General features: G+C 63.0%; 16 protein-coding genes and 2 tRNA genes. 7 read left to right on the forward strand and 11 right to left on the reverse strand.

Features of this window, described 5'->3' with window-relative positions; translation table 11 throughout:
• Positions 1–23: 23 nt before the first annotated feature.
• Positions 24–3,482 (forward strand): EAL domain-containing protein, encoded by a 3,459-nt coding sequence (locus tag GTP23_RS02400; RefSeq protein ID WP_161033695.1) that lies wholly within the window; start codon positions 24–26, stop codon positions 3,480–3,482.
• A 20-nt stretch (positions 3,483–3,502) separates the two neighbouring features.
• Here GTP23_RS02400 and GTP23_RS02405 read toward each other — a convergent pair whose 3' ends face one another.
• Complete coding sequence (locus GTP23_RS02405; protein ID WP_161033696.1) at positions 3,503–5,749, reverse strand: putative bifunctional diguanylate cyclase/phosphodiesterase; 2,247 nt, start codon at positions 5,747–5,749, stop codon at positions 3,503–3,505.
• 101 nt (positions 5,750–5,850) lie between these two features.
• On the reverse strand, positions 5,851–7,485 hold the full coding sequence (locus tag GTP23_RS22945) for a methyl-accepting chemotaxis protein (protein ID WP_161033697.1): 1,635 nt from the start codon (positions 7,483–7,485) through the stop codon (positions 5,851–5,853).
• A gap of 247 nt (positions 7,486–7,732) precedes the next feature.
• Here GTP23_RS22945 and GTP23_RS02415 point away from each other — a divergent pair, with 247 nt between their 5' ends.
• Both GTP23_RS02415 and GTP23_RS02420 read left to right on the forward strand, forming a co-directional pair.
• Entirely contained in the window at positions 7,733–8,494 is a 762-nt protein-coding gene (locus tag GTP23_RS02415) for a substrate-binding periplasmic protein (RefSeq protein WP_161033698.1), read from the forward strand.
• A gap of 82 nt (positions 8,495–8,576) precedes the next feature.
• Complete coding sequence (locus GTP23_RS02420; protein WP_161033699.1) at positions 8,577–9,596, forward strand: transporter; 1,020 nt, start codon at positions 8,577–8,579, stop codon at positions 9,594–9,596.
• A gap of 66 nt (positions 9,597–9,662) precedes the next feature.
• On the opposite strand, the gene GTP23_RS02425 is transcribed toward GTP23_RS02420, so the two are convergent.
• From GTP23_RS02425 to GTP23_RS02445, 5 genes are all read right to left on the reverse strand, one after another.
• Positions 9,663–9,739: transfer RNA gene (locus GTP23_RS02425), tRNA-Met, on the reverse strand.
• A 59-nt stretch (positions 9,740–9,798) separates the two neighbouring features.
• Positions 9,799–9,875: transfer RNA gene (locus GTP23_RS02430), tRNA-Met, on the reverse strand.
• Positions 9,876–10,019: 144 nt separating this feature from the next.
• Complete coding sequence (miaA, locus tag GTP23_RS02435; protein ID WP_161033700.1) at positions 10,020–10,976, reverse strand: tRNA (adenosine(37)-N6)-dimethylallyltransferase MiaA; 957 nt, start codon at positions 10,974–10,976, stop codon at positions 10,020–10,022.
• Between the two features lie 13 nt (positions 10,977–10,989).
• Complete coding sequence (gene mutL / locus GTP23_RS02440) at positions 10,990–13,014, reverse strand: DNA mismatch repair endonuclease MutL (protein ID WP_161033701.1); 2,025 nt, start codon at positions 13,012–13,014, stop codon at positions 10,990–10,992.
• Positions 13,015–13,088: 74 nt separating this feature from the next.
• Positions 13,089–13,991 carry a peptidylprolyl isomerase gene (locus GTP23_RS02445; RefSeq protein WP_229255895.1) on the reverse strand — a complete coding sequence of 301 codons (903 nt, stop codon included), beginning with the start codon at positions 13,989–13,991 and terminating at the stop codon, positions 13,089–13,091.
• Between the two features lie 160 nt (positions 13,992–14,151).
• Here GTP23_RS02445 and GTP23_RS02450 point away from each other — a divergent pair, with 160 nt between their 5' ends.
• Both GTP23_RS02450 and GTP23_RS02455 read left to right on the forward strand, forming a co-directional pair.
• On the forward strand, positions 14,152–14,796 hold the full coding sequence (locus GTP23_RS02450; RefSeq protein ID WP_161033703.1) for a VTT domain-containing protein: 645 nt from the start codon (positions 14,152–14,154) through the stop codon (positions 14,794–14,796).
• A 198-nt stretch (positions 14,797–14,994) separates the two neighbouring features.
• A complete protein-coding gene (locus GTP23_RS02455) occupies positions 14,995–16,083 on the forward strand; it encodes a carbonic anhydrase (protein WP_161033704.1) in 1,089 nt (362 codons plus the stop codon).
• 3 nt (positions 16,084–16,086) lie between these two features.
• Here the strand turns inward: GTP23_RS02455 and GTP23_RS02460 are convergent, their stop codons facing one another.
• Genes GTP23_RS02460 through tsaE form a run of 3 tightly spaced genes read right to left on the reverse strand, consistent with a single transcriptional unit; the run spans position 16,087 to position 18,848 of the window.
• Positions 16,087–16,932, reverse strand: a complete 846-nt coding sequence (locus tag GTP23_RS02460; protein ID WP_161033705.1) for a D-hexose-6-phosphate mutarotase — start codon at positions 16,930–16,932, stop codon at positions 16,087–16,089.
• Between the two features lie 48 nt (positions 16,933–16,980).
• Complete coding sequence (locus tag GTP23_RS02465) at positions 16,981–18,399, reverse strand: N-acetylmuramoyl-L-alanine amidase (RefSeq protein ID WP_161033706.1); 1,419 nt, start codon at positions 18,397–18,399, stop codon at positions 16,981–16,983.
• Positions 18,363–18,848, reverse strand: a complete 486-nt coding sequence (gene tsaE / locus GTP23_RS02470) for a tRNA (adenosine(37)-N6)-threonylcarbamoyltransferase complex ATPase subunit type 1 TsaE (RefSeq protein ID WP_155432968.1) — start codon at positions 18,846–18,848, stop codon at positions 18,363–18,365. Before tsaE ends, GTP23_RS02465 begins: the two co-directional genes overlap by 37 nt.
• A gap of 80 nt (positions 18,849–18,928) precedes the next feature.
• Here tsaE and queG point away from each other — a divergent pair, with 80 nt between their 5' ends.
• Positions 18,929–20,023 (forward strand): tRNA epoxyqueuosine(34) reductase QueG, encoded by a 1,095-nt coding sequence (queG, locus tag GTP23_RS02475; protein ID WP_161033707.1) that lies wholly within the window; start codon positions 18,929–18,931, stop codon positions 20,021–20,023.
• 40 nt (positions 20,024–20,063) lie between these two features.
• Positions 20,064–21,842 (forward strand): DUF885 domain-containing protein, encoded by a 1,779-nt coding sequence (locus GTP23_RS02480; RefSeq protein ID WP_161033708.1) that lies wholly within the window; start codon positions 20,064–20,066, stop codon positions 21,840–21,842.
• A gap of 21 nt (positions 21,843–21,863) precedes the next feature.
• Here the strand turns inward: GTP23_RS02480 and GTP23_RS02485 are convergent, their stop codons facing one another.
• Positions 21,864–22,451: a response regulator transcription factor gene (locus GTP23_RS02485; RefSeq protein WP_155432971.1), complete on the reverse strand. Its 588-nt coding sequence runs from the start codon at positions 22,449–22,451 to the stop codon at positions 21,864–21,866.

Below are 22,451 nucleotides of genomic sequence, written 5' to 3' on the forward strand. Positions count from 1 at the left end.
TACTTGCCCTACAGTGAGAATCCATGCGTTTTACCGCCTCTGCCCGCCAGCGTTTCATTTTTTCTGTCACGGCCTCGTACGTCGTTGGCGCTCTGCTCTGGATCTTCCTGTCCGACCAGCTACTGGGGGCCCTGACGGACTGGCAGGCGGTGGTCTGGCTATCCACGGCCAAAGGGGTATTCTTCGTCGCCATCACGGCCGCCCTGTTTTTCTGGGGCCTGAAGTCGGTGCCGGCCAGCGATGCGCCTGCCAACCTGACGCTGATTAATGCCCTGACCAGTGGACTGAGCCAGCAGCGCGGCCGCTGGCCCATGTATCTGGTGGCCGCCACCATCACCCTCAGTACGCTGGCCCTGCATCTGGCCTGGACCACCCAGCGCGACCCCATGCTGATCCTGTTCATGCTGCCCATCGTGCTCAGCGCCACGCTAGGCGGCATGGGGCCGGGCCTGCTGGCCACGGCACTGGCGGCGCTGAGTACCGAATACTGCCTGATTCCGCCCGTGTTCGACTGGCATGTGGGCAATCCCGACATCATGCTGCAATGGGGCTTCATGCTGGTCAACGGCGTGGCCGTCAGCCTGCTCAGCGAAATGCTGCAGCAGGCCATCAACCGGGCCGAAGCCAAGCGCCAGCTGCTCGATGCCGTGATCTCCGGCACTTCGGACGCCATCTTCGTCAAAGACCTGCAGGGCCGCTACCTGCTGGCCAATCAGGCCACGGCCGGTTTTCTGGGCCGGCCCGTGCAGCAGATCCTGGGACAGGATGACTATGCGCTGTTCGATAGCCAGTCGGCCCAGGTGGTCACGGATAAAGACCATGCGGTGATGGCCAGCGGTGCCATCCGCTCGCATGAAGAGCGCCTGACCCTGCCTGATGGCAGCGTGCGCGATTTCTCCGTCACCAAAGGCCCCATCCTCAACCATCTGGGCCAGATCGGCGGCATCTTCGGGATTTCGCGCGATATCACGGAAGCCAAGCAGGCGGCGTTGCAGAACCGTATTAACCAGCAGCGCTTCGAAATGGCCATCGAGGCGACCAGCGACGGTCTGTGGGACTGGGATCTGCGCACCGGCAAAGTCTACCGTTCACCGCAGTACTATGCCGTGACCGGCTATGTGGCGGCGGAAGATACCCATGATCTGGCATTCTTCAAGCGGCTGGTGCATCCGGACGATTTGCCCCACGTTATGGCCGCGATTGAAGCCCATTGCGCCGGCCTGACAGCGGGGGTGGATTTCGAATTCCGTCTGCAGACGCGTAGCGGCGAAATCAAATGGATGCATGCGCGCGGCCGCTCCACCGAATTCAATAGCGACGGCTCGGTCGCGCGGGTGGTGGGCATACTGGCCGATATCAGTGAAAAGAAACAGGCGGCGGCCGCGCTGCGTGAACAGCAGCAGCGACTGTCGCGCGTGATCGAAGGCTCGGATCAGGGCTACTGGGACTGGAATATGCAGACCCAGCAATTCGAAGTCAGCGCGCGCTGGGAAGAAATGCTGGGCTACCGGGCCGGCGAAATGGATATCTCGGTGGGCAACTGGCATAATCTGGTCCATCCCGACGACCTGCCGGCCACCATGGCCTCAATCCAGCGCCACCTGAGCGGCGCCAGTGCCAGCCACGAAGCGGAATTCCGCGCCCGCACCAGGGATGGCGGCTGGCGCTGGATACTCACGCGCGGCCGCATCGTCCAGCACAGTGCCGACGGCCGTCCGCTGATCATGTCCGGCACCCATACCGACATTACCGACCGCAAGCAATTCGAGCTGGCCCAGCGCGAAGCCAGCACCGTGTTCGAAAGCAGCTACGAAGGCATCATGGTGGTCAGCGCCGATCTCTTGATCACCAAGATCAATCCGGCTTTCACACGCATTACCGGCTACACGGCGGACGAGGTGATAGGGCGCTCGCCCAGCATACTCTCGTCCGGCCAGCAGGACCCGGCATACTACCGCGCCATGTGGGAATCGGTACTGCAGAAAACCTTCTGGAGCGGCGAAATCTGGAACCGCCGCAAGAGCGGCGAACTGTATGCCGAACTGCTGTCGATTTCCACGGTGCGCAATAGCACGGGCGAGGTCGAACATTATGTGGGCGTGTTCTCCGATATCAGCCAGCTCAAGGCGCATGAAGCGGAACTCGACCGCATCGCCCACTACGATCCGCTGACGGGCACGCCCAACCGCCGCCTGCTGACGGACCGGATGGAACTGGCGATAGCACGCGCCACCCGCAGCGGGCGCGCGCTGGCCGTGTGCTTCATCGATCTGGACGGCTTCAAGCAGGTCAACGACAGGCTGGGCCACGCGGCCGGCGATACTCTGCTGGTGGGCGTGGCTCACCATCTGCAGCACATGCTGCGCAGCGAAGACACGCTGGCCCGGCTGGGCGGCGATGAATTCGTGGTGCTGCTGTCGGATATCGCCTCGCCGGAAGAATGCATGCTGATCCTCGACCGCGTGCTGCAAGCCATCACCCGTCCCGTGCGGGTGGAGCAGGAAGCCATCAGCGTCACGGCCAGCATAGGCGTGAGCCTGTACCCGACCGATAATTCCGATGCCGATGCGCTGCTGCGCCATGCCGATCAGGCCATGTATCTGGCCAAGGAGGCCGGCAAGAACCGCTACCACCTGTTCGATCCCGAGGCGGATCGGCAGGTGCAGGAGCACCGCCGCTTCCTCGACGCCATCCAGCATGCACTGCACAACAACGAGCTGGTGCTGTACTACCAGCCCAAGGTGCATCTGCGTACGGGCCAGCTGGTGGGCGTGGAGGCGCTGCTGCGCTGGCAGCATCCGGAGCAGGGCCTGCTGTCGCCGGCACACTTCCTGCCCGCCATCGATGGCAGCCCGCTCGAGCAGCCGGTGGGCGAATGGGTGCTGCGCACGGCGCTTAAACAGGGCGCCTGCTGGGCGCGTGAAGGCCGTGCTGTCAGCATCAGCGTGAACATCAGCGCCGACCATCTGCTGCATGGCAGCTTTGTCAGCCACCTGCAGACCATGCTGGCCGAGCATACCGACATGCCGCCCGCAAGGCTGGAACTGGAAGTGCTGGAAACGGCGGCACTGGCCGACATGGAGCAGGCGATCGCCATCCTGCTGCGCTGCCGCGAGCTGGGCGTGCAGTTCGCGCTCGATGATTTCGGCACCGGCTATTCCTCGCTGACCTATCTGCGCCAGCTACCGGTGGACCTGCTGAAAATCGACCAGAGCTTTATCCGCGACATCCTCAGCGACCCCGATGACCGCGGCATCGTGGAAGGCATCATCCGGCTGGCCGGCGCCTGCCACCGCAGCGTGATCGGTGAAGGCGTGGAAACGCTGGAACATGGCGCCGCGCTGCTGCAGCTGGGCTGCGAGCTGGCCCAGGGCTATGGCATCGCCCGCCCCATGCCGGCCGAACAGCTGTTCGACTGGCTGGCCGAATGGCGCCGCGAGCAACCGTGGACCCGGCTGCCGCCCTGGCCTGCACCCGTCTGATCTGTGCTGAAGGTGGCGGCCTAGCCTAGCAGCTGGACCGCGTCGTCCGGGTTCATAGGCTTGCCGAAGCAATAGCCCTGCAGTTCGTCGCAGCCGGCCTGCCTTGCGGCTGCGGCCTGCTCCTGGGTTTCCACCCCTTCCGCCACCACGGCCAGCCCCAGCACGGTGGCCAGTTTGCAGATGGCTTCGACGATGGCCGTGCCTTCGCGCCCGGGCAGGGGATCGATCAGGGCCTTGTCGATCTTGACGGTGTCCAGCGGCAGGTTGCGCAGCATGCTGAGCGAAGAGAAGCCGGTGCCGAAATCGTCGATGGCGATGCGGATGCCGCCGCTGCGTAGTTCGCGCAGCTGGGCACAGGTGTGGTCGAGGTTTTCTACTGCCGCGCTTTCGGTGATTTCCAGCGTCAGCAGCCCGGGCGCCAGCTGGAATTCCTGCAGCATGTCCAGCACCAGCCGGGGGAACTGGGGATTGAGCAGCTGCAGCGGCGAGACATTCACGGCGATCGGCACGCAGGCTTTGCCGGCGGCCAGCCAGCGGGCCTGCTGCTGGCAGGCGCTGCGCAGCAGCAGCGTGCCCAGTTCGGCGATCAGTCCGGTGGTTTCGGCCGCCGCAATGAACACTTGCGGATTGACCATGCCGATGCCGGGCCGGTGCCAGCGCGCCAGCGCTTCGAAGCCGATCAGGCGCTGGCTGGCCGCATCCACTTTGGGCTGGTAGCACAGGTAGACATGGCGTTCGCGGATGCCGGCGCGCAGGGCCTGCTCCAGCGTCAGCATGTCGCTGCTGCCCTGCTCGAAGCTGGCCTGGGCCCGCACGATATTGCTGCCCGGATGGCGCTTGGCCACATGCATGGCCGCGTTGCCGGCCCGTAGCAGCGATTCGTCCAGCGCTCCATCGGCCGGATAACTGGCCTGGCCGATCGAGGTATCGACATAGAATTCGCCGAGCGGCGTCTGTAGCGGGCGCTGCAGGCGCGCCAGCAACTGCTGTTCCAGCTGCTGCAACGGAGCCGCATCGGCCGGCAGGCTGGTGGTCAGGATGAATTCGTCGATGCCGATGCGGTAGAGCTGGCCCACGCCCTCGGTGAGGGCGGCGATGGCTTGTGCATAGGCTTTGAGGATTTCATCGCCGCTGCTGTAGCCGTGCGCCGTATTGAACAGTTTGAAGCGGTCGATATTCAGCAGGTAGAGCGTGAGGTGGGGATGGGCGGCCGGCTCCTGCGCATATTCGTGCAGCCGTTGCATCAGGGCGCCACGGTTGGGCAGACCTGTCAGGGCATCGTGGGTGGCGCGGTGCAGCAGGGCGCGGTTCTGTTCCATGCGCTCCGTCTCATCGGTAATCATCAGGCAGACGGCAAACTGCTGGTCCCAGCGTACGCGGTAGGCAAAGAAGTGCAGATAGCAGGGGCTGCCATCGATGCGCTGGCGCTGGCCTTCCCAGCTGGTGCGCTCGATGCGGCCGGACAGCAGTTGCGGGAATAGTGCGAAGACGCGCTGGCGCTCTTCGGCCGGGGTACTCTCTTCGAGAAACGCCGGGGTCAGTCGGCGTGCATGGTCGGCACCGTAGATGCGCAGGGTGGCCGGATTGGCATACAGCAGCTCGTTAGTCGTCATGATGGCCACGCCCTGCAGCGAATATTCCGTCAGGCGGGCGAAGCGTTCGCTGGCGTGCAGCGATTCGGTGGCCGACAGGTCGAGCGAGACATACAGCACGACAAAGCCCAGTGCCGTGCGCAGCACGGCGCCGGTGGCAAACTGCAGCACGATGGCCTGGGCTTCGCCGCTGGCGGAGATCATGGGGTGGGCGGCCAGCAGCAGCAACAGGGGACCGATCAGCCGGTGCGGACGCGATTTGTGGCGCAGCACGCGGGTGGCCAGCAAGCCTATGCACAGATAGATCAGGGCCACGGCTGTCTGCGAGCCCAGCGCCGCGGGCTGCCAGGCCACCGAGACCATCAGGCAGAACAGGGCAAATGCCAGCACGCGGGCGCGCCAGCCCCGCAGCGGGGCTTCCATCAGATCGAATACGCCGGAAGTGAGGAAATACAGGCTGCAGCTGGCCAGTGCCGGGATCACCAGCAGACTGACGGGGCTGTGCGCAGAGGCATGCTGAAACAGGGCAAACATCAGAATGGACCCGGCTACCCCGAAAAACGACAGCCCCAGATTGCGTGCGAAGGCCTGAGTACGGTTGCGGTGCCATGAAAACAGCAGGCTGATACCGACTACCATCTCTACCGCCGCAGCGAAATAAAAGAGTGCCGTCATACGTTCCCCAAGGAAATAATTCCTTAGATTATAGTGCGGAGTCCGCTCAGGTATTCAGTGTGGCGCGCTGCGGTCGTTGTCCTGCTGGTACAGCCCGCTGCCTAGTACTGGCTGGCCAGCGCCACCAGCGGACGTGCCGGGAGGGCGGCGGCCCTGCTGCGGATGCGCTGCGGCTGCCCGGAGGCGGCCGATGCTGCCAGCTTGAACACATCCACCACATCCACCAGCCGGTGCGACTGATCCTGCAGGGCGCTGGCAGCCGAAGCCGCTTCCTCCACCAGTGCGGCATTCTGCTGGGTGGCCTGGTCCATCTCGACGATGGCCTGATTGATCTGCTGTATGCCCTGGGTCTGTTCGGTGCTGGCCGCAGTGATTTCGCCCATGATGTCGGCCACGCTGCGGATGCTGTCGACGATGATGTTCATGGTGTCGCCCGCTTCGTTGACAAGGCGCGAGCCGCTGTCCACCTTGTCGACCGAATCATCGATCAGCTGCTTGATTTCCTTGGCCGCCGCTGCCGAACGCTGGGCCAGATTGCGCACTTCCGTCGCCACCACGGCAAAGCCGCGGCCCTGCTCGCCGGCGCGGGCCGCTTCCACGGCGGCATTCAGCGCCAGGATATTGGTCTGGAAGGCGATGCCGTCGATCACGTTGATGATATCGACGATGCGGTGCGAAGAACTATTGATTTCACCCATGGTCTGCACCACCTGCGCCACCACGCTGCCACCTTTGACGGCGATGTCCGAGGCGGATACGGCCAGCTGGTTGGCCTGACGGGCGTTGTCGGCATTGTGCTTGACGGTGGCGGTCAGCTGCTCCATGGCGGAGGCGGTTTCTTCCAGCGAACCGGCCTGCTGTTCCGTGCGCGAGGCCAGATCAAGGTTGCCGCTGGCGATCTGGCCGGAAGCGGTGGCGATGTTGTCGGCACCGGTACGTACTTCGTCGACGATGCGGATCAGCGCGCTGTTCATATCGCGCAGGGCGCCCAGCATCTGGCCGGTTTCTTCCTGCGTGTCGACGCGGATCTGCACGGTGAGGTCGCCGTCGGCTACCTGCCGTGCCACGTCGACAGCCTGATGCAGCGGCGTGGTGATGGTGCGCGTGGTCAGCACGGCCAGCGTAACGGCGATCAGGCTGGCGGCCAGTGCAATGGCCACGATCAGCACAATGGTCTGGCTGGCCTGGGCCTGCGATTGCTGGCCTGACGCTGTCATCAGCTCTTCCTGATAGGCGATCAGACCATCGAGCTGGGTGGTGTAGACCAGCAGGATGGGGCGGACTTCATCGAGCAGATTGTGCAGTGCTGCCTCGCGCTGGCCTTTGCGGGTGTTGTCGAGGAAGGTGGTGCGGGCGGCCAGATATTTGCGGCGCGAGTCTTCCAGCGCGCGCAGCTGGACTCTGCCTTTTTCACTGGTGAGTACCTGGTCCAGCTTGGCCAGCGTCTGGGTAATCACGCGCGTGTTGTCGGCGATGCTGGCATATTCCTTTTCCAGATCAGCGGGTTTATCCATCAGCAGCAGATTGCGCATATTCAGCGCCTGTTCGTTCAGCTCATCCTTGACGGTGTGAACCAGCACGGTTTTCGGATAGCGGTCCTGGTTGATCAGTTGCAGGTCGTCGCTCAGTGCACTCACGCGCAGATAGGCGAGGGCAGCGACGATGATCAGCATGCCGATGACGATGGCAAAGCTGAGGCCGAGTTTCTTACCGATGGCTAAATTCCTGAAATTCATAGGGGACTTTCACAGTAACGACGACTTCGAGTGCCGGTCTGCAGCAGACTGGCGCTGGCTCGAACTATCTTGATTTCAATTAAGGAAGATGCACGATAAGTTTTAGATGTAATACTCGGTATGATATGAATCAAAATTTTCAGTAGAAATGGCCGATTTACGTGTTACTACGCAAGTGCCAGCATGGGTGTGATCTAATGCTGAAGTAATGCAAATTGTTTATGCCATGCGTCCGGCCGGAGGAAGTATGCGTTTTCGTCGAGTGCTGCTGTTACTGACCCTGATCTGCCTGCCGCGCCTGCTGTGCGCGCGCGAGATCACTTTGCTGACCACGGAATATCCGCCGTTCTCGATGGCGGCCAAGCCGGGCGGCGGGCTGTTTACGCAGCTGATTACGGAAGCCATGCGGCGCAAGGGCTGGGAGCTGAAAGTCCGTAGCGTGCCGTGGATACGCGTGCCGCTGGAACTGGCATCGGCACGTGCGGCCGGTGCCCTGATCTGCTGGCCGGAAGAAATCAGGCGATTTGATCTGGTGGCTACGCGGCCCGTCTTCATTAGCGAACTGGGCTTTTTCGTCAGGAAGAACGATGCCGACAAGATCAATGTAGCGCTGGCCGGCCTGCGCGGCATGAAGGTGGGCGCCGTGCGCGGCTATGGCTATCCGCCGGCGCTGGAGGCGTCAGCGGCCCAGATCGACTATGTGCAGGACGATCAGACCAATCTGCGCAAGCTGGTGGCGGGACGCATCGATTACGTGGCGCTGGAGCGGCTGGTGGGCGCCTATCTGCTGGAGCGGGAAAGTCCGGCCGAAATCCGCGACAAGGTGGTGTGGAAAGGCCCGGCATTTGCCAATTTGCCCTTATTCGTCGGCATCACGCGCCAGTGGCCGAATGCGGCGGCTATCGTGGCCGATCTGAACGAGGGGCTGGCGGCGATGGAAAAAGATGGCAGTTATCAGGCGCTGCTGCGGGCCTACAATATCGAGGTGCACGGTTTGCCCAGCCCCTAGTGCAGAAGACCAGGCGTTGCACACGCACTGGTCACATAGCTCGGCTACAATCGCGGGCGGGAAAACCAGCGAGCGGAACAACATGGAAGCAATCGACGTCACATATGGTTCGGATACCGCAGGACTGGTATGGGGTTATCTGCTGGGGCCGGAACCGGTACGGCCGCGCGCGCTCAATTCCGCCCAGGCGCTGGCCTGGCTGAATGGCGCAGGGCGCCAGCCGGGCGAGTTCGCCTGGCTGCACTTCAATCTGTCCCATGGGGCCAGCGAAAAATGGCTCAGGGCCTATGCCGGCCTGTCCGACGAGTTTTACGAAACCCTGCATCAGGGCTCGCGTTCGACCCGCATCGAAGTGGCCGACAATGCCCTGATTGCCGTGGTCAATGATGTGCTGCACGAATTCAATTTCGATGCGTCCGATATCTCCACGCTGTGGGTGGGAGTGGCGCCCCATCTGGTGGTCAGCGCCCGCCGTACGCCGCTGCAATCGATAGAGCGGCTGCATCAGGCGGTGCGGCGCGGCGAGCCGGTGCGCTCGTCGGTGGAACTGCTGGTACACCTGCTGCGCGATCAGGCCGATGTGCTGGTAAATATCGTGCGCACGGCCGTCGAGCGGGTGGATGCCATCGAAGATTCGCTGCTGGCAGGGCGGGTCCGCGCCAAGCGGGCCGATCTGGGCAATATGCGCCGCGTGCTGGTGCGCTTGCAGCGCTTGCTGGCGCCGGAACCGGCGGCTCTGCTGCGCTTGCTGCAACGCCCGCCGGGCTGGATGTCCGAGCTGGACACGCAGGAATTGCGCCAGTCCAGCGAGGAGTTTGCCGTGGTGCTCAGCGATATGTCTTCGCTACAGGAGCGCATCAAATTGCTGCAGGAAGAGATTGCGGCGCAGGTCAATGAAGAAACGGGGCGCAGCCTGTTTGTGCTGACCATCGTCACCGTGCTGGCGCTGCCGATCAATATCATCGCCGGTCTGCTGGGCATGAATGTGGGCGGCATCCCGCTGGCCCAGCATCCGCACGGCTTCTGGATTATCGCCGCCGTGGTGATCGCCTTCACCGTGGTGGCGGGCGCGCTGGTGGTGCGCATGCAGAACAAGGACTAGCGGATAGCCTGGGCCAGAAAGCAAAAACCTCCCGGCAGCGGACTGCGGGGAGGCTCTCGGAATTCGTGGTGGTGATAGATGGACTTGAACCATCGACCCCAGCATTATGAATGCTGTGCTCTAACCAACTGAGCTATATCACCGCTGCAAACTGGATTAAAAAAGCCTCTATGCAGATCTGCTTAGAGGCTTCTAGAATTCTTGGTGGTGATAGATGGACTTGAACCATCGACCCCAGCATTATGAATGCTGTGCTCTAACCAACTGAGCTATATCACCTGCAACGCCCGATATTATCGGGGGTGAGCGCTAAGCTGTCAAGGATAGCCCCGGATTTTTTCCAAATATTCCGCGTATTTCGTTTTTTTGGGGAAACTTCTGCGCGAAGTCGTATATTTTTTTTAATCCCGGGGGCGTGCGTGGCTAGCCCAGCCGCCGGCCTATCTGCGCCAGTAACTGGCCCGTGGGATCGGCGCCCAGACAGTCGATCACGCGGCGCTCAGGCATGGAACGTAGCCAGGTGAGCTGGCGCTTGGCCAGCTGGCGGGTGGCGATGATGCCGGTCTCGCGCATGGTGGCGTAGTCGATATTGCCATCGAGGTAGTCCCAGGCCTGACGGTAGCCCACGCAGCGTATCGAGGGCAGGCCCGGATGCAGGTCGCCACGGCGGCGCAGCTGTTCCACTTCCGTCAGCAGATTGCCGTCCGGGCTATCGGCCAGCATCAGGTCGAAGCGGCGCGCGATGCGTTCATGCAGCACGGCGCGGTCGGATGGTTCGAGTGCGAACGACAGCAGCTCGAACGGTAGTTCGGTGTGCTCGCGCTGGGCCAGCAGGGCCGACATGGGCTTGCCGCTCAGCGTGCAGATTTCCAGCGCACGCTGGATGCGCTGGGCATCGGCCGGCGCCAGCCTTGCGGCCGTGACCGGATCGAGCAGGGCCAGCCGCGCATGCATGGCGGGCCAGCCCAGTTGTGCGGCTTCCTCTTCGATCTGCGCACGCAGGGCCGGATCGGCGCCGGGCAGGTCATCGAGGCCATCGGCCAGTCCTTTGAAGTACAGCATGGTGCCGCCCACCAGCAGCGGCAGTTTGCCGCGTGCCACGATGTCGTCGACGAGACGCAGCGTATCGTTGCGGAACTGGGCCACCGAGTAGGCGTCGAGCGGGTCGATGATGTCGATCAGGTGGTGCGGTGCGGCCGCCAGTTCGGCGCGCGTGGGCTTGGCGGTGCCGATGTCCATGCCGCGGAATACCAGCGCGGAATCGACCGAGATGATTTCCGATGGAATGCGCTCGGCGATGGCCAGCGCGGCCGCCGTCTTGCCGGAAGCAGTAGGGCCCATGATGGCCACGGCCAGTGGCCGCTGTACAGACTGGGGCATCTTATCGGCCATCTTATTGGCCACGCAGGAAGAGTTTATCGAGCGCGCCGATTTCCACCTGCACCCAGGTCGGGCGGCCGTGGTTGCACTGGTCGGCCCGTTCGGTACTCTCCATCTGGCGCAGCAGGGCGTTCATTTCCTGCACCGACAGGATGCGGTTGGCGCGCACGGCCGTGTGGCAGGCCAGTGTGCCCAGCAGCTCGTGCTGGCGTTCGATCAGCAGGCGCGAGCCGCCGAATTCGCGTACATCGCGCAGCACGTCGCGCGCCAGCGTCTGGGCATCGGCATTTTTCAGCAGCACGGGCACCGAGCGCACGGCCAGCGTAGTGGGCGACAGGGCGGCAATGTCGAAGCCCAGTGCCTGCAGGGTTTCCTGCTGTTCGTGCACGGTGGCCACTTCGATCGCATCGGCATAGAAGGTAACAGGGATCAGCAGCGGCTGCACCTGCATGGCTTCACCGGCCACATGGCTTTCCAGCGCCTGCTTGAGCTGTTCGTACAGGATGCGTTCATGGGCCGCGTGCATATCCACCAGCACCAGCCCTTTGGCATTCTGGGCCAGGATGTAGATGCCGTGCAGCTGGGCCAGCGCAAAGCCGAGCGGGAATTCTTCCTGCGCCATGGCGGCTGGCGAAACGGTAAACGGACTGGCCTGCGGCAGTGCACGGTCGCTATCGTTGCTCAGGCTATCGCTGCGACTGTAGTCGCCTGCGGTGGCGTGGCTGCGCGCGTCATCGCCGCCGCCGTTGAACAGCGCACCATAGCGCTCTGTGCTCTGGGCCACGCCACCGGTGCGGGCGTCGAAGCGGGGCGCACTGTGCGGCGCGTAGGCTGTGCCGCCTGCGCTACCAGCAGCGCCGCCGCTGGCATTGCCCGGCTTGGCAAACGGCGAGGGCGAGAAGGTCGGCGCGTAATCGGGCTTGAGCAGGGCGCCGAAGCTGGTCTGCTCGCCGCGCCACGGCGTGGTTTCCAGACTGTCGGCTGCCGGCAGGGGCGATGGTGCGCTGCCGTGGGCAGTGGCCGAAGTCTGCGCCAGTGCGCGCTGCACCGCGTGGAAGACAAACTGGTGCACGGCGCGGCTGTCGCGGAAGCGTACTTCGATTTTCGACGGGTGCACATTGACGTCCACCAGCGCCGGATCGAGGTCGAGCGACAGCACATACGAGGGGAAACGGTCGCCATGCAGCACGTCCTGATAGGCCGCCTTGACGGCGTGTACCAGCACCTTGTCGCGCACGAAGCGGCCATTAACGTAGAAGAACTGGCCATCGGCACGCGCTTTGGAGGCAGTCGGCAAGCCCGTGTAGCCGTGCAGGCGCAGCGGGCCGGCTGCTTCGTCGATGTGCAGGCGCGCTTCGGCAAAACCGTCACCGAGAATGTGCGCGCTGCGCTTGGCCATTTCCGTCACGTTCCAGTGGTCTATGGTGCGGCCATTGTGGCTCAGCGTGAAGGCCACGTCGGGGCGGGCCAGCGCAATCCGCCGTACCACCTCGGCACAGTGGCCGAATTCGGTCTGTTCCGACTTGAGGAATTTGCGCCGTGCCGGCGTGTTGAAATACAGGTCCTGTACATCGACCGTGGTGCCGCAGGCGCCCGAGGATGGCGCCACCGTGCCCTGATGTGAGCCGACGATTTCCCAGGCATGGGCCGCATCGGCCGTGCGCGAGGTCAGCGTGACGGAGGCCACGGAGGCGATCGAGGCCAGCGCTTCGCCACGGAAGCCCAGCGTGCCCACGTTTTCCAGATCATCCAGCGAGGCGATTTTCGAGGTGGCGTGACGGGCCAGTGCCAGCGGCATCTGCTCGGGCGGGATGCCGCGGCCGTTATCGGTGATGGCGATGCGTTTTACGCCACCTTCTTCCAGCCGCACATTGATCTGGCTGGCACCCGCATCGAGGGCATTTTCCAGCAATTCCTTGACCACGGCCGAAGGCCGCTCGACCACCTCGCCGGCGGCTATCTGGGAAATCAGCTGATCGGGCAGGGCGCGGATGGGACGCGGGCCTGTGCTGCTAGGGGTAGTATCGGGCGCATTCATCCCGCGATTATAACTGCTTGCAGCGCCCCGTTTGCGGGGCGCTGGCAGGGGTGTTTAGGTAAGCTTAGGGACGCTTAGGGACGCACGCGCACCGGGATAGGCGCGTTGCACAGTTCGACATAGCCGGGCGAGAACTTGTTCCACGGGCCGCCACGGTTGCGCTGGGCGTCGATCACCTGCTGGTAGATAGGCGCTTCGCTGCGCATCACTTCCAGATGGCTGCGTTCGGCCTCGGGCACATCGGCTTCCAGCCGCACCGACTTGATGGCCATGCGGCTTTCCTTGGCGCCGTAGAAGCCCATGGCTTCGCCGCCGCGCGGCAGCGAGGACAGCAGCGGCATGCCGGACAGCACACGGCCCACTAGCGTGATGTTGCGGTCCAGATGGCGCGGCGCGTGGCCCGTCACGGCATACAGCTCGGCGCCATTGCCGCTGTCGGTACCGTTATCGCGGCCCACACCCACCATGCCGTAGCAATGGGCCAGCCAGGTGGTGCCGGCTTTGGGATCGCGCGCCACGGGGAAACCGTTGGAATGGCCGATTTGCGGCGCATAGCCGTCGCGGTCGGGCTGGCGCACAAAATGTTGGTCGTTCTTGAGCGGCACGCTGAATTCGCCCGCTACCTTGGGTTTGGCACTGCCCAGCGGACGCGGATGGTCCGATTCCGCCTGCGGATCGCCCCACTGGGCCACATAGTTATCCTGCGAGCGCAGGATGGCCAGACCGTCGAAATACTTTTCCTTCACCAGCGTTTCGATGTTGGCGATGTTGTTCGGCGCAAAGCCGGGCGCCAGCTCGATGACCACGCGGCCGCTTTCGAGTTCCATGTAGAGCGTGTGCTGCGGGTCGGTAGGGCGCCAGTCGGACGCCTGCGATTGCTTGACGAGGTCGCCGACGCTGGGTTTGATCGGCAGATCGGCAGCGCTGGCTATGCCGCTGGTAAGCAGCGCAGCAGCGGACAAGGATGGTAACAGCATGGTTCGGTACATCCGGTATCTCCCTGGGTAGTGGGCTAAGGGGGCGACGCGCGGCTTGCGCGTTCGTGAAAGATTTTAATCTGGATAACAGCTGGCGGGAAACTGCTCACCTGGCGCCATTCGTGGTGTATGATTCCGGCGCTGACTTTATGGGAAGAATATGGATTTAATGCAATTCTTCGGCATGATTCTTCATGTCGACAAAACGCTCGAAGTGCTGATACAGCAATACGGTACCCTGATTTATGCCGTGCTATTTGCCATCATCTTCTGTGAAACGGGGCTGGTAGTCCTGTTCTTCTTCCCCGGCGATACCTTGCTGTTCATCGCCGGTGCCCTGTGTGCGCTCGGTGAAATGAATCTGTTCCTGCTGATGGGCTTGCTGATTACAGCGGCTGTGCTCGGCAACACCACCAATTACTGGATAGGCGAGGCCATAGGCCAGCGCGTGTTCACCCATGATTATCGCTGGCTCAACAAGGAAGCCTTGCGTCGTACTCATGAGTTCTTTGAAAAACATGGCGGCAAGACCATCGTACTGGCCCGCTTCGTGCCAGTGGTGCGTACTTTTGCCCCGTTCGTGGCCGGCGTATCGGACATGACCCATGGCCGCTTCCAGCTCTACAACATCACGGGCGCCGTGCTGTGGGTGGTGCTGCTGACTACGGCTGGCTACTTCTTCGGCAATATCGCCATCGTGCGTGAACACCTGACGGAAATCGTGCTGGTGGGCGTGGGCGTGGCCATCGTGCCGATGGCGCTGGGCGGCGTCTACAAGCTGGGCCGCCGCATGCTGCGCCGCTAAACTGCCAGAAAGGCCGGGTGGGCCGGAGCCGGGCTGCAGCGCAGCGCGGCAGTGTCTCACCGGCCCGCGCCGCTCTTTGCCGGCAGGCCGAATCCGGCATATTTCACAAATAAATATCTTTCCTGGCCTAGCCGCCGCTCAAGTTTTTCCCAATTGCATCCGTATACCAGTGTGTAATTCTTATACTTCTGGACTGCGATGCGTACTTTACTCACCCTGATCGCCTGCTGCTGCGCGTTTGCCACCGCTGCCAGCGCCAATGAGGCGCGTGAACCGGCGTCGGCCAAAGCTGCAGCATCCACGGTTAAAACCAAGGGCACGCCGGCTGCGGGCGCCAAATCGGAACATGGTGTGAGCGTGGGCGGCGTGCCGCTCAAACAGATTGCGGCAGCGGCAGCAGAAAAAGGCGAAAGCGAGCCGGCATCGGCAGGGCGCAAGGCGTCGGCCTCGGCACCGAGTGCGCGCGAGCGCGAAGCCGAGGCGGAAGCCGATCTGTCGGCCAAGATTGCTGCCCGTCTGGCGCTGATGCGCGCCAACCAGCAGGCCCGCGTGGCCGCTGCGGCCAAGGCCAAGAAGGCCGCTGCCGTGGTGGAAGCGGCACCGAAAGTGTATAGCCACCACTGGTCGTACGAAGGTGAAAACGGTCCCGCCAACTGGGGCAAAATCAATCCGGAATGGGCCAAATGCAGCACCGGCAACCGCCAGTCGCCTATCGATGTGCGTGATGGCATGAAGGTCGAGCTGGAACAGATCACCTTCGACTACCACCCATCCTCGTTCAATGTGACGGACAACGGCCACACCGTGCAGGTGATGCTGGGCGGCGGCAATTTCATCACGGTGCAGAACCGTATGTATGAGCTGATCCAGTTCCACTTCCACCGTCCGTCGGAAGAGCGCATCAATGGCAAGGGCTACGAGATGGTCATGCATCTGGTGCACAAGGATGGCGAAGGCAAGCTGGCCGTGATTGCGCTGCTGCTCGAACGTGGCCGTGCGCAGCCAGTGATCCAGACCGTGTGGAATAATCTGCCGCTGGAAAAACTCGACACCATGGCGCCTTCGTCGGTGATCGATCCTATCGACCTGATTCCGGCCCGGCGCGACTACTACACCTTCATGGGTTCGCTGACCACGCCGCCTTGCAGCGAAGGCGTGCTGTGGCTGGTGATGAAAGAGCCGGTGCAGGCTTCGCCGGCCCAGATGGCACTGTTCGCCCGCCTGTATCCTATGAATGCACGGCCTATCCAGCCCGGTTCCGGCCGCATCATCAAGGAGTCGAATTAAGCCCTAGCTGGCACAGCTGATACGGTGCGTACCGGTCCAGCTGCTGCCGGCGGCCAGCAGCTGCTGGTCGATGCGGGCCGGTTCGATGCAGACGAAACGCAGATACTCCTCATCCGCCAGATCAGTCAGCGCCGCCGCATCGGCCTGACCCGGATTCCACACCACCCAGTTATCAAATCCCTGCTGTTCCAGATGCAGCGTGGCGTTGGCCGTGTTCAGCGTCAGCGTAGGCGTGGACTGGTACAGGCGGTCGTGCTTCTGGTTGAAGTGCAGGGCAGGGTAGTCCTGCGTGGCTGTCTGCAGATGATGGTCGGTATAGCATTGGCCCTGCAGGCCGCTGATGCTGGTGGCTTCGAGCTGGCCCACATCGTAATAGGTATGCAGTGCCACGCCGAAGGGGAATTCGGCCGTGCCGCTGTTATGCACCGTGTAGCGCACGTCGAGCGCATCACCTTGTAAGGTATAGCGCAGCGTCAGTTCAAATGCGTGCGGCCATGCTGCCGCGTGTTCGGCCGCCAGATCGTGCTGGTTCAGCTGCAGCTCGACATAGGCATGGCCGCCATCACCGCCACTGGCGCTCATGCGCCACTGGCTGACGCGGGCAAAACCGTGGCGCAGCCCGGGGCCGCGCACATTAAACTGGGGGAAGATCACGGGCACGCCGCCCCGTATGGCTTTGCTGCCATCGAGCGGGGTCTGGCTGCTGACGAACAATCGCTGTTTGCCGTCGCCGGTTTTCCATGAAAGCAGATGGGCGCCGAACAGCGACACCGTGATTTCGGCGCCATCGGCCGCCGTGATCTGCACTGCGGGCAGTGCGCCATATTCTGTCATCGTTGCTACAGCCATGTGGGTTCCGTAAAAGTGGTGTGATAGCGCCGCGCTTCAGGTCCGGCCTCAGGTCAGGCGGTTCTTGGCCAGCGGCGGGTTCTTGGCGAAATAGCGCCGTATGCCTTTGACGATGGCATCGGCCAGCTGGTTCTGGTAGCCCTCATCCAGCAGCTTGGCCTCTTCTTCCGGATTCGAAATGAAGGCCGTTTCGATCAGGATGGAAGGAATGTCGGGCGCTTTCAGCACGGCGAAGCCGGCCTGCTCCACCGAGCCTTTGTGCAGGCGGTTGATGCCGCCGATTTCACCGAGCACGGACTTGCCCAGCTTGAGCGAGTCATTGATCTGGGCCGTGGTGGACAGATCGATCAGCACACTGGCCAGCTGGCGGTCGTGGTTGCGCACGTTGACGCCGCCTATGGTGTCGGCCAGATTCTCCTTGTCGGCCAGCCAGCGCGCGGCCGTCGAGCTGGCGCCTTTTTCCGACAGCACGAACACCGAGGAGCCGCGTGCCGTGGGCTGTACAAAGGCATCCGCGTGGATGGAGACGAACAGGTCGGCCTGCACCTTGCGGGCTTTTTCCACGCGCGTGCCGAGCGGCACGAAGTAATCGCCATCGCGCGTCAGCATCACCCGCATATTCGGGATTTCTTCGATGCGGTTCTTGAGGCGCTTGGCGATGGCCAGCACGATGTCTTTTTCGCGGCTGCCATTCTTGCCCGAAGCGCCGGGGTCTTCGCCGCCGTGGCCGGGGTCCAGCACCACCGTCAGCATGCGTACCAGCTTGCCGTTGTGGTCGTATTTTTCCGCCGGCTTGGCCGCCACTTCGGCCGTCCTGCCTTCGTGTTCGGGCCGCGCCGTTTCCGCTGCCGTATTGGGTGCGGCCGGTGTGGCGGGTGTTTCTACGGCTGCCACCTTGCCGCCGCTGCTGGCGCTGTCGGTCTTGCTGCTCTTGCCATCGTTGGACCAGTCGCCTTTTTCTATCATGGCGGCGATAGGGTCGGCTTCCTTGACGGGATACAGGTCGAAGATCAGGCGGTGCTTGTAATTGCCGGCCGGCGCCAGCGTGAACACCTGCGGCCGCACTTCCTCTTTCAGGTCGAATACCAGCCGCACCACATTGGGCCGGTTCTGGCCCACCCTGACCTGCTTGATATACGGATCGTTGGACTGGATCTTGGCCACCAGACTTTTCAGGGTGGGATTGAGTTCCAGCCCTTCGATATCTACCACCAGCCGCTCCGGGTCTTTTACGGTGAAGTGGGTGGCTTTGAGGATGGCGTCGTTTTCCAGCGTAACGCGGGTATAGTCCTCGGCCGGCCAGACGCGCACGGCGAGAATTTGCGCCGCCATGGCACGGCTGGGCGCCAGCACGGACAGCAGCAGGGCACCACCGGCTTTGAGCACGGTGCGGCGTGTGCGCGCGTCCGGCTGGGCGGAACTGGCGTCGCTCACAGATTGGGCGCGAATTTCAGGCGTTGCAGACATGAGTGACCGGCAGGAGTGGATGCCCGCAATTCTACATCACGACCGGCGCCAGCCACGCTCAGGTTGACATCGAGATCGGCCGGCGGCAGTACGCCGTCGGCCTTTTCCGGCCATTCGACGATGCAGATGTTGCTGCCGTTGAAATCTTCGCGGAAGCCTGCATCCAGAAACTCTTCCGGGCTGCCCATGCGGTACAGATCGTAGTGGATCACGCTGATGGCCTGGCCGGCCAGCGTAATCGCATACGGTTCGGACAGGGTGTAAGTGGGGCTTTTCACGGTGCCGACATGGCCGGCCGCGTGCAGCAGCGCGCGCGTGAGCGCAGTCTTGCCGGCCCCCAGATCGCCATGCAGGTAGATGACCAGACCGGGCGCCATAGCGTGCGCCAGCGAGACCCCGAGGGCGGCAGTGGCAGCTTCGTCGTGGAGATGGGCTTGAAAGTGCGGCATCAATTAGAATATGAGGTTGTCAGGTTGCTTGGTACACCATTGTAACCGCCTGCGCCCATTCTTACATTGTTACTCCGCCCATGCCGCATTCCCTGTCCGAAACCGAATTAGCCGAACTGGCCGCCAGCATCAAGCGCTGGGGCACGGAGCTGGGCTTTGCCGAAGTACGCATCACCGATATTGATCTCAGCCATGCGGAAGCGGGCCTGCAAGCCTGGCTGGACGCCGGCTTTCACGGCGAAATGGACTATATGGCGGCGCATGGCATGAAGCGGGCCCGCCCGGCCGAGCTGGTGCCCGGCACGGTGCGTGTGGTCAGTGCCCGCATGGACTATCTGCCCACCGATACGCCGCCCGACTGGCGCGAGCGCGAAGCACAGCGGCTGGCCGACCCGCAGGCCGCCGTGATCTCCGTGTATGCGCGCGGACGCGACTACCACAAGGTGCTGCGCGCCCGCCTGCAGCAGCTGGCCGACAAGGTCAAGGCGCAGATCGGCGAATTCGGCTACCGCGTGTTCACGGATTCGGCGCCCGTGATGGAACTGCCGCTGGCCGAGAAGGCAGGGCTGGGCTGGCGCGGCAAACATACGCTGCTGCTGTCGCGCACGGCCGGTTCCACCTTCTTTATGGGCGAGTTTCTGCTCGATCTGCCGCTGCCGGTGGACGCGCCCACTGGCGCCCACTGCGGCCAGTGCACGGCCTGCATCGATGTCTGCCCCACGGGTGCCATTCTCGCGCCGGGCAAACTGGATGCGCGGCGTTGCATCTCCTACCTGACCATAGAACTGAAAAGCGCGATACCGGCCGAACTGCGGCCCCTGATCGGCAACCATATTTACGGCTGCGACGATTGCCAGACGGCCTGCCCGTGGAACAAGTTCGCCCACAAGGCGGTGCTGCCCGATTTCGACGAGCGCCATGGCCTGGGCAGCGCCAGCCTGCTGGAACTGTTTGCCTGGACCGAGGAAGAGTTCAACCGCAAGATGGAAGGCAGCCCGATACGCCGCATCGGCCATGAACGCTGGCTGCGCAATATCGCGGTGGCACTGGGCAATGCGGCCAGCGCGGGCGCCCGCGGCGATGGCGCGATAGTGGCTGCACTGACGGCGCGCTGCGACGGCGCTACGCCGCTGCTGCGCGAGCATCTGGAATGGGCGTTGGCCTGCCACCGCTGAACTGCGCTACACTCGTATGATCGACTTACAGAGGAAGATCATGCACACTCCCCGCCGCTCCATCGTTTTTCTTGCCAGTGCCAGCGCCGCGCTGAGTTTCAGCGTGAGTCTGGCCGCGCAGGCTATCAGCTTTGACCAGTGGGCTGACAATCTGGCCAGCGTCAAGGTGCGCAACGATCCGGAGCAGGCCACGCTCAAGCAGTATTTCAACGGCAAGGAGCAGGATGGTCTGGACCGCAAGCTGACGCCGAATTCCATTGTGCAGCGGGCGCGCGATGTCGCCGCTGCCAAGAAGGCGCTGGCGCAGCTGGACAAGATGAATCTGCAAAGCCTGAGCGTGCAGCAGCGCGCCAGTGCTGCCACCATACGCTGGAATCTGCAGAACCAGATCGACAGCTACCCTTACGCCGACTACAACTTCGTCTTCAACCAGTTCGGCGGCCTGCATGTGCAGCTGGTGAACTTCCTCAGCCAGGCCCACCCTATCCGCAACCAGCGCGATGTGGACAACTATCTGGTACGCTTGCAGGCCGTGGCCGGCAAAATCGACACGGGCATCCTGCAGGCGCGCGGGCTCGGTGCGCGCGGCATCCTGATGCCGACCTTTCTGACCCAATCCGCCATCGGCCAGCTCGATCGCTTCCTTGAAGGCGGTGCCGAAAGCAATGTGCTGGTGGTATCGCTCAAGCAGCGCATGGCGAATGTAAAGGAGCTCACCCCGGAAGCCCAGCAGCAGGCCGCCGCCAGCGCGGAAGCCATCGTGCGCCAGTCCGTCATGCCATCCTACCAGCGCGTGCGCACGCTGCTGCAGGAGCAGCTGCCGCAGACCAGCAACGATGCGGGGCTGTGGCGTTTACCCAATGGCGACAAGGCCTACGCCTTGCTGCTCAGGCAGATGACCTCGAGCAGTTACACGCCCGAGCAGGTACACCAGATCGGCCTGCGCGAAGTGGCGCGCATCGAGAAAGAGATGGATGGTCTGCTGGTTTCGCAGGGCTATACGGAAGGCAGCATCAAGGAGCGCATGGCCAAGCTGGAAAAGGATGTGCAGCCGAAAGAGGCCGATCCCCGTCCGGCCTTGCTGGCGCGCTATGAAGAAGTGCTGCGCGACGCCGAGCAGCGCTCGCGCGAGCTGTTCGACATCACGCCGAAAGCGCCGGTGGTGGTGAAGCGCGAACCGCCGTTCACGGAAAAGACCGCCGCTGCCCATTACACGGGGCCGGCCAATGACGGCACCCGTCCCGGCATCTTCTGGGCACCCATGCCGGGGCCGGTGTTCCGCATCGTCGGCCTGCGTACCCTGACGTATCACGAGGGTGTGCCGGGCCACCACTTCCAGATCGCGCTGCAGCAGGAAAACAGCAAGCAGCCGCGCTACCGGCGTGACCGCGTATTCCCCGTCGGTTCGGCTTATGGCGAAGGCTGGGCCCTGTATGCAGAGCAGCTGGCGGTGGAAAACCACTGGTATGACGGTGATGTGGTGGGCCACCTGGGCCAGCTCGATGCAGAGCTGTTCCGCGCGCGCCGGCTGGTGGTGGATACCGGCCTGCATGCGATGAAATGGACCCGTCAGCAAGGCATAGACTACGGCATACCGGCAGTGGAAGTGGAGCGCTATGTGGCCATGCCGGGCCAGGCCTGCGCCTACAAGATAGGCATGCTGCGCATACTGGAACTGCGCGCCCGCGCCCAGCATGCGCTGGGCGAGCGCTTCTCGCTGAAAGCCTTCCACAACACCGTGCTGGAAACGGGCAATGTGCCGCTACCTGTGCTGGAGCAGGTAGTCGATGAATGGATAGCGGCGCAGAAGAAGAGCTAGGGCGTAGAAGAAAAGCTAGATCTATTTCAGCAGGCCGGCCAGTTCGACCGCCGTTTTCACCTGCATCTTGTCGAAGATATGCGCACGGTGTACTTCCACCGTGCGCATGCTGATGCCCAGTTCATCGGCCACCACCTTGTTCATCTTCCCCGCCAGTATCAGGTCCAGCACTTCCCGTTCGCGTGCCGACAGGGTGGCGAGGCGGGCGTGTACCTGCGCCATTTCGCCGGCCTTGCGCGAACCGGCCAGCCCTTCCTGCACGCGGTCCATCAGCTGGTTGTCATTGAACGGTTTCTCGAAGAAGTCGAACGCGCCGCGCTTGAGCGCATCGACTGCCATCGGCACATCGCCGTGGCCGGTGAGGAAGATCACCGGCATGCGCTGCGTCAGCCCGCGAGTCGAGAGCTGGTCGAAGGCGGCGATGCCGTTCATGTCCGGCATACGCACGTCGAGCAGCACGCAATCGCCTTCCGGATCGAACTGGCCGCTATCGGCATGGCGTAGCAGCTGCAGCGCCGAAGCATAGCTGCGCGAACTGATGCCGCGCGAGGTGGCCAGCCAGGTCAGTGCGTCACGCACCACTTCTTCATCATCAACGATATGCAGCAT

It is taken from the genome of Duganella fentianensis (assembly GCF_009857835.1).
Taxonomy (GTDB): Bacteria; Pseudomonadota; Gammaproteobacteria; order Burkholderiales; family Burkholderiaceae_D; genus Rugamonas; species Rugamonas fentianensis.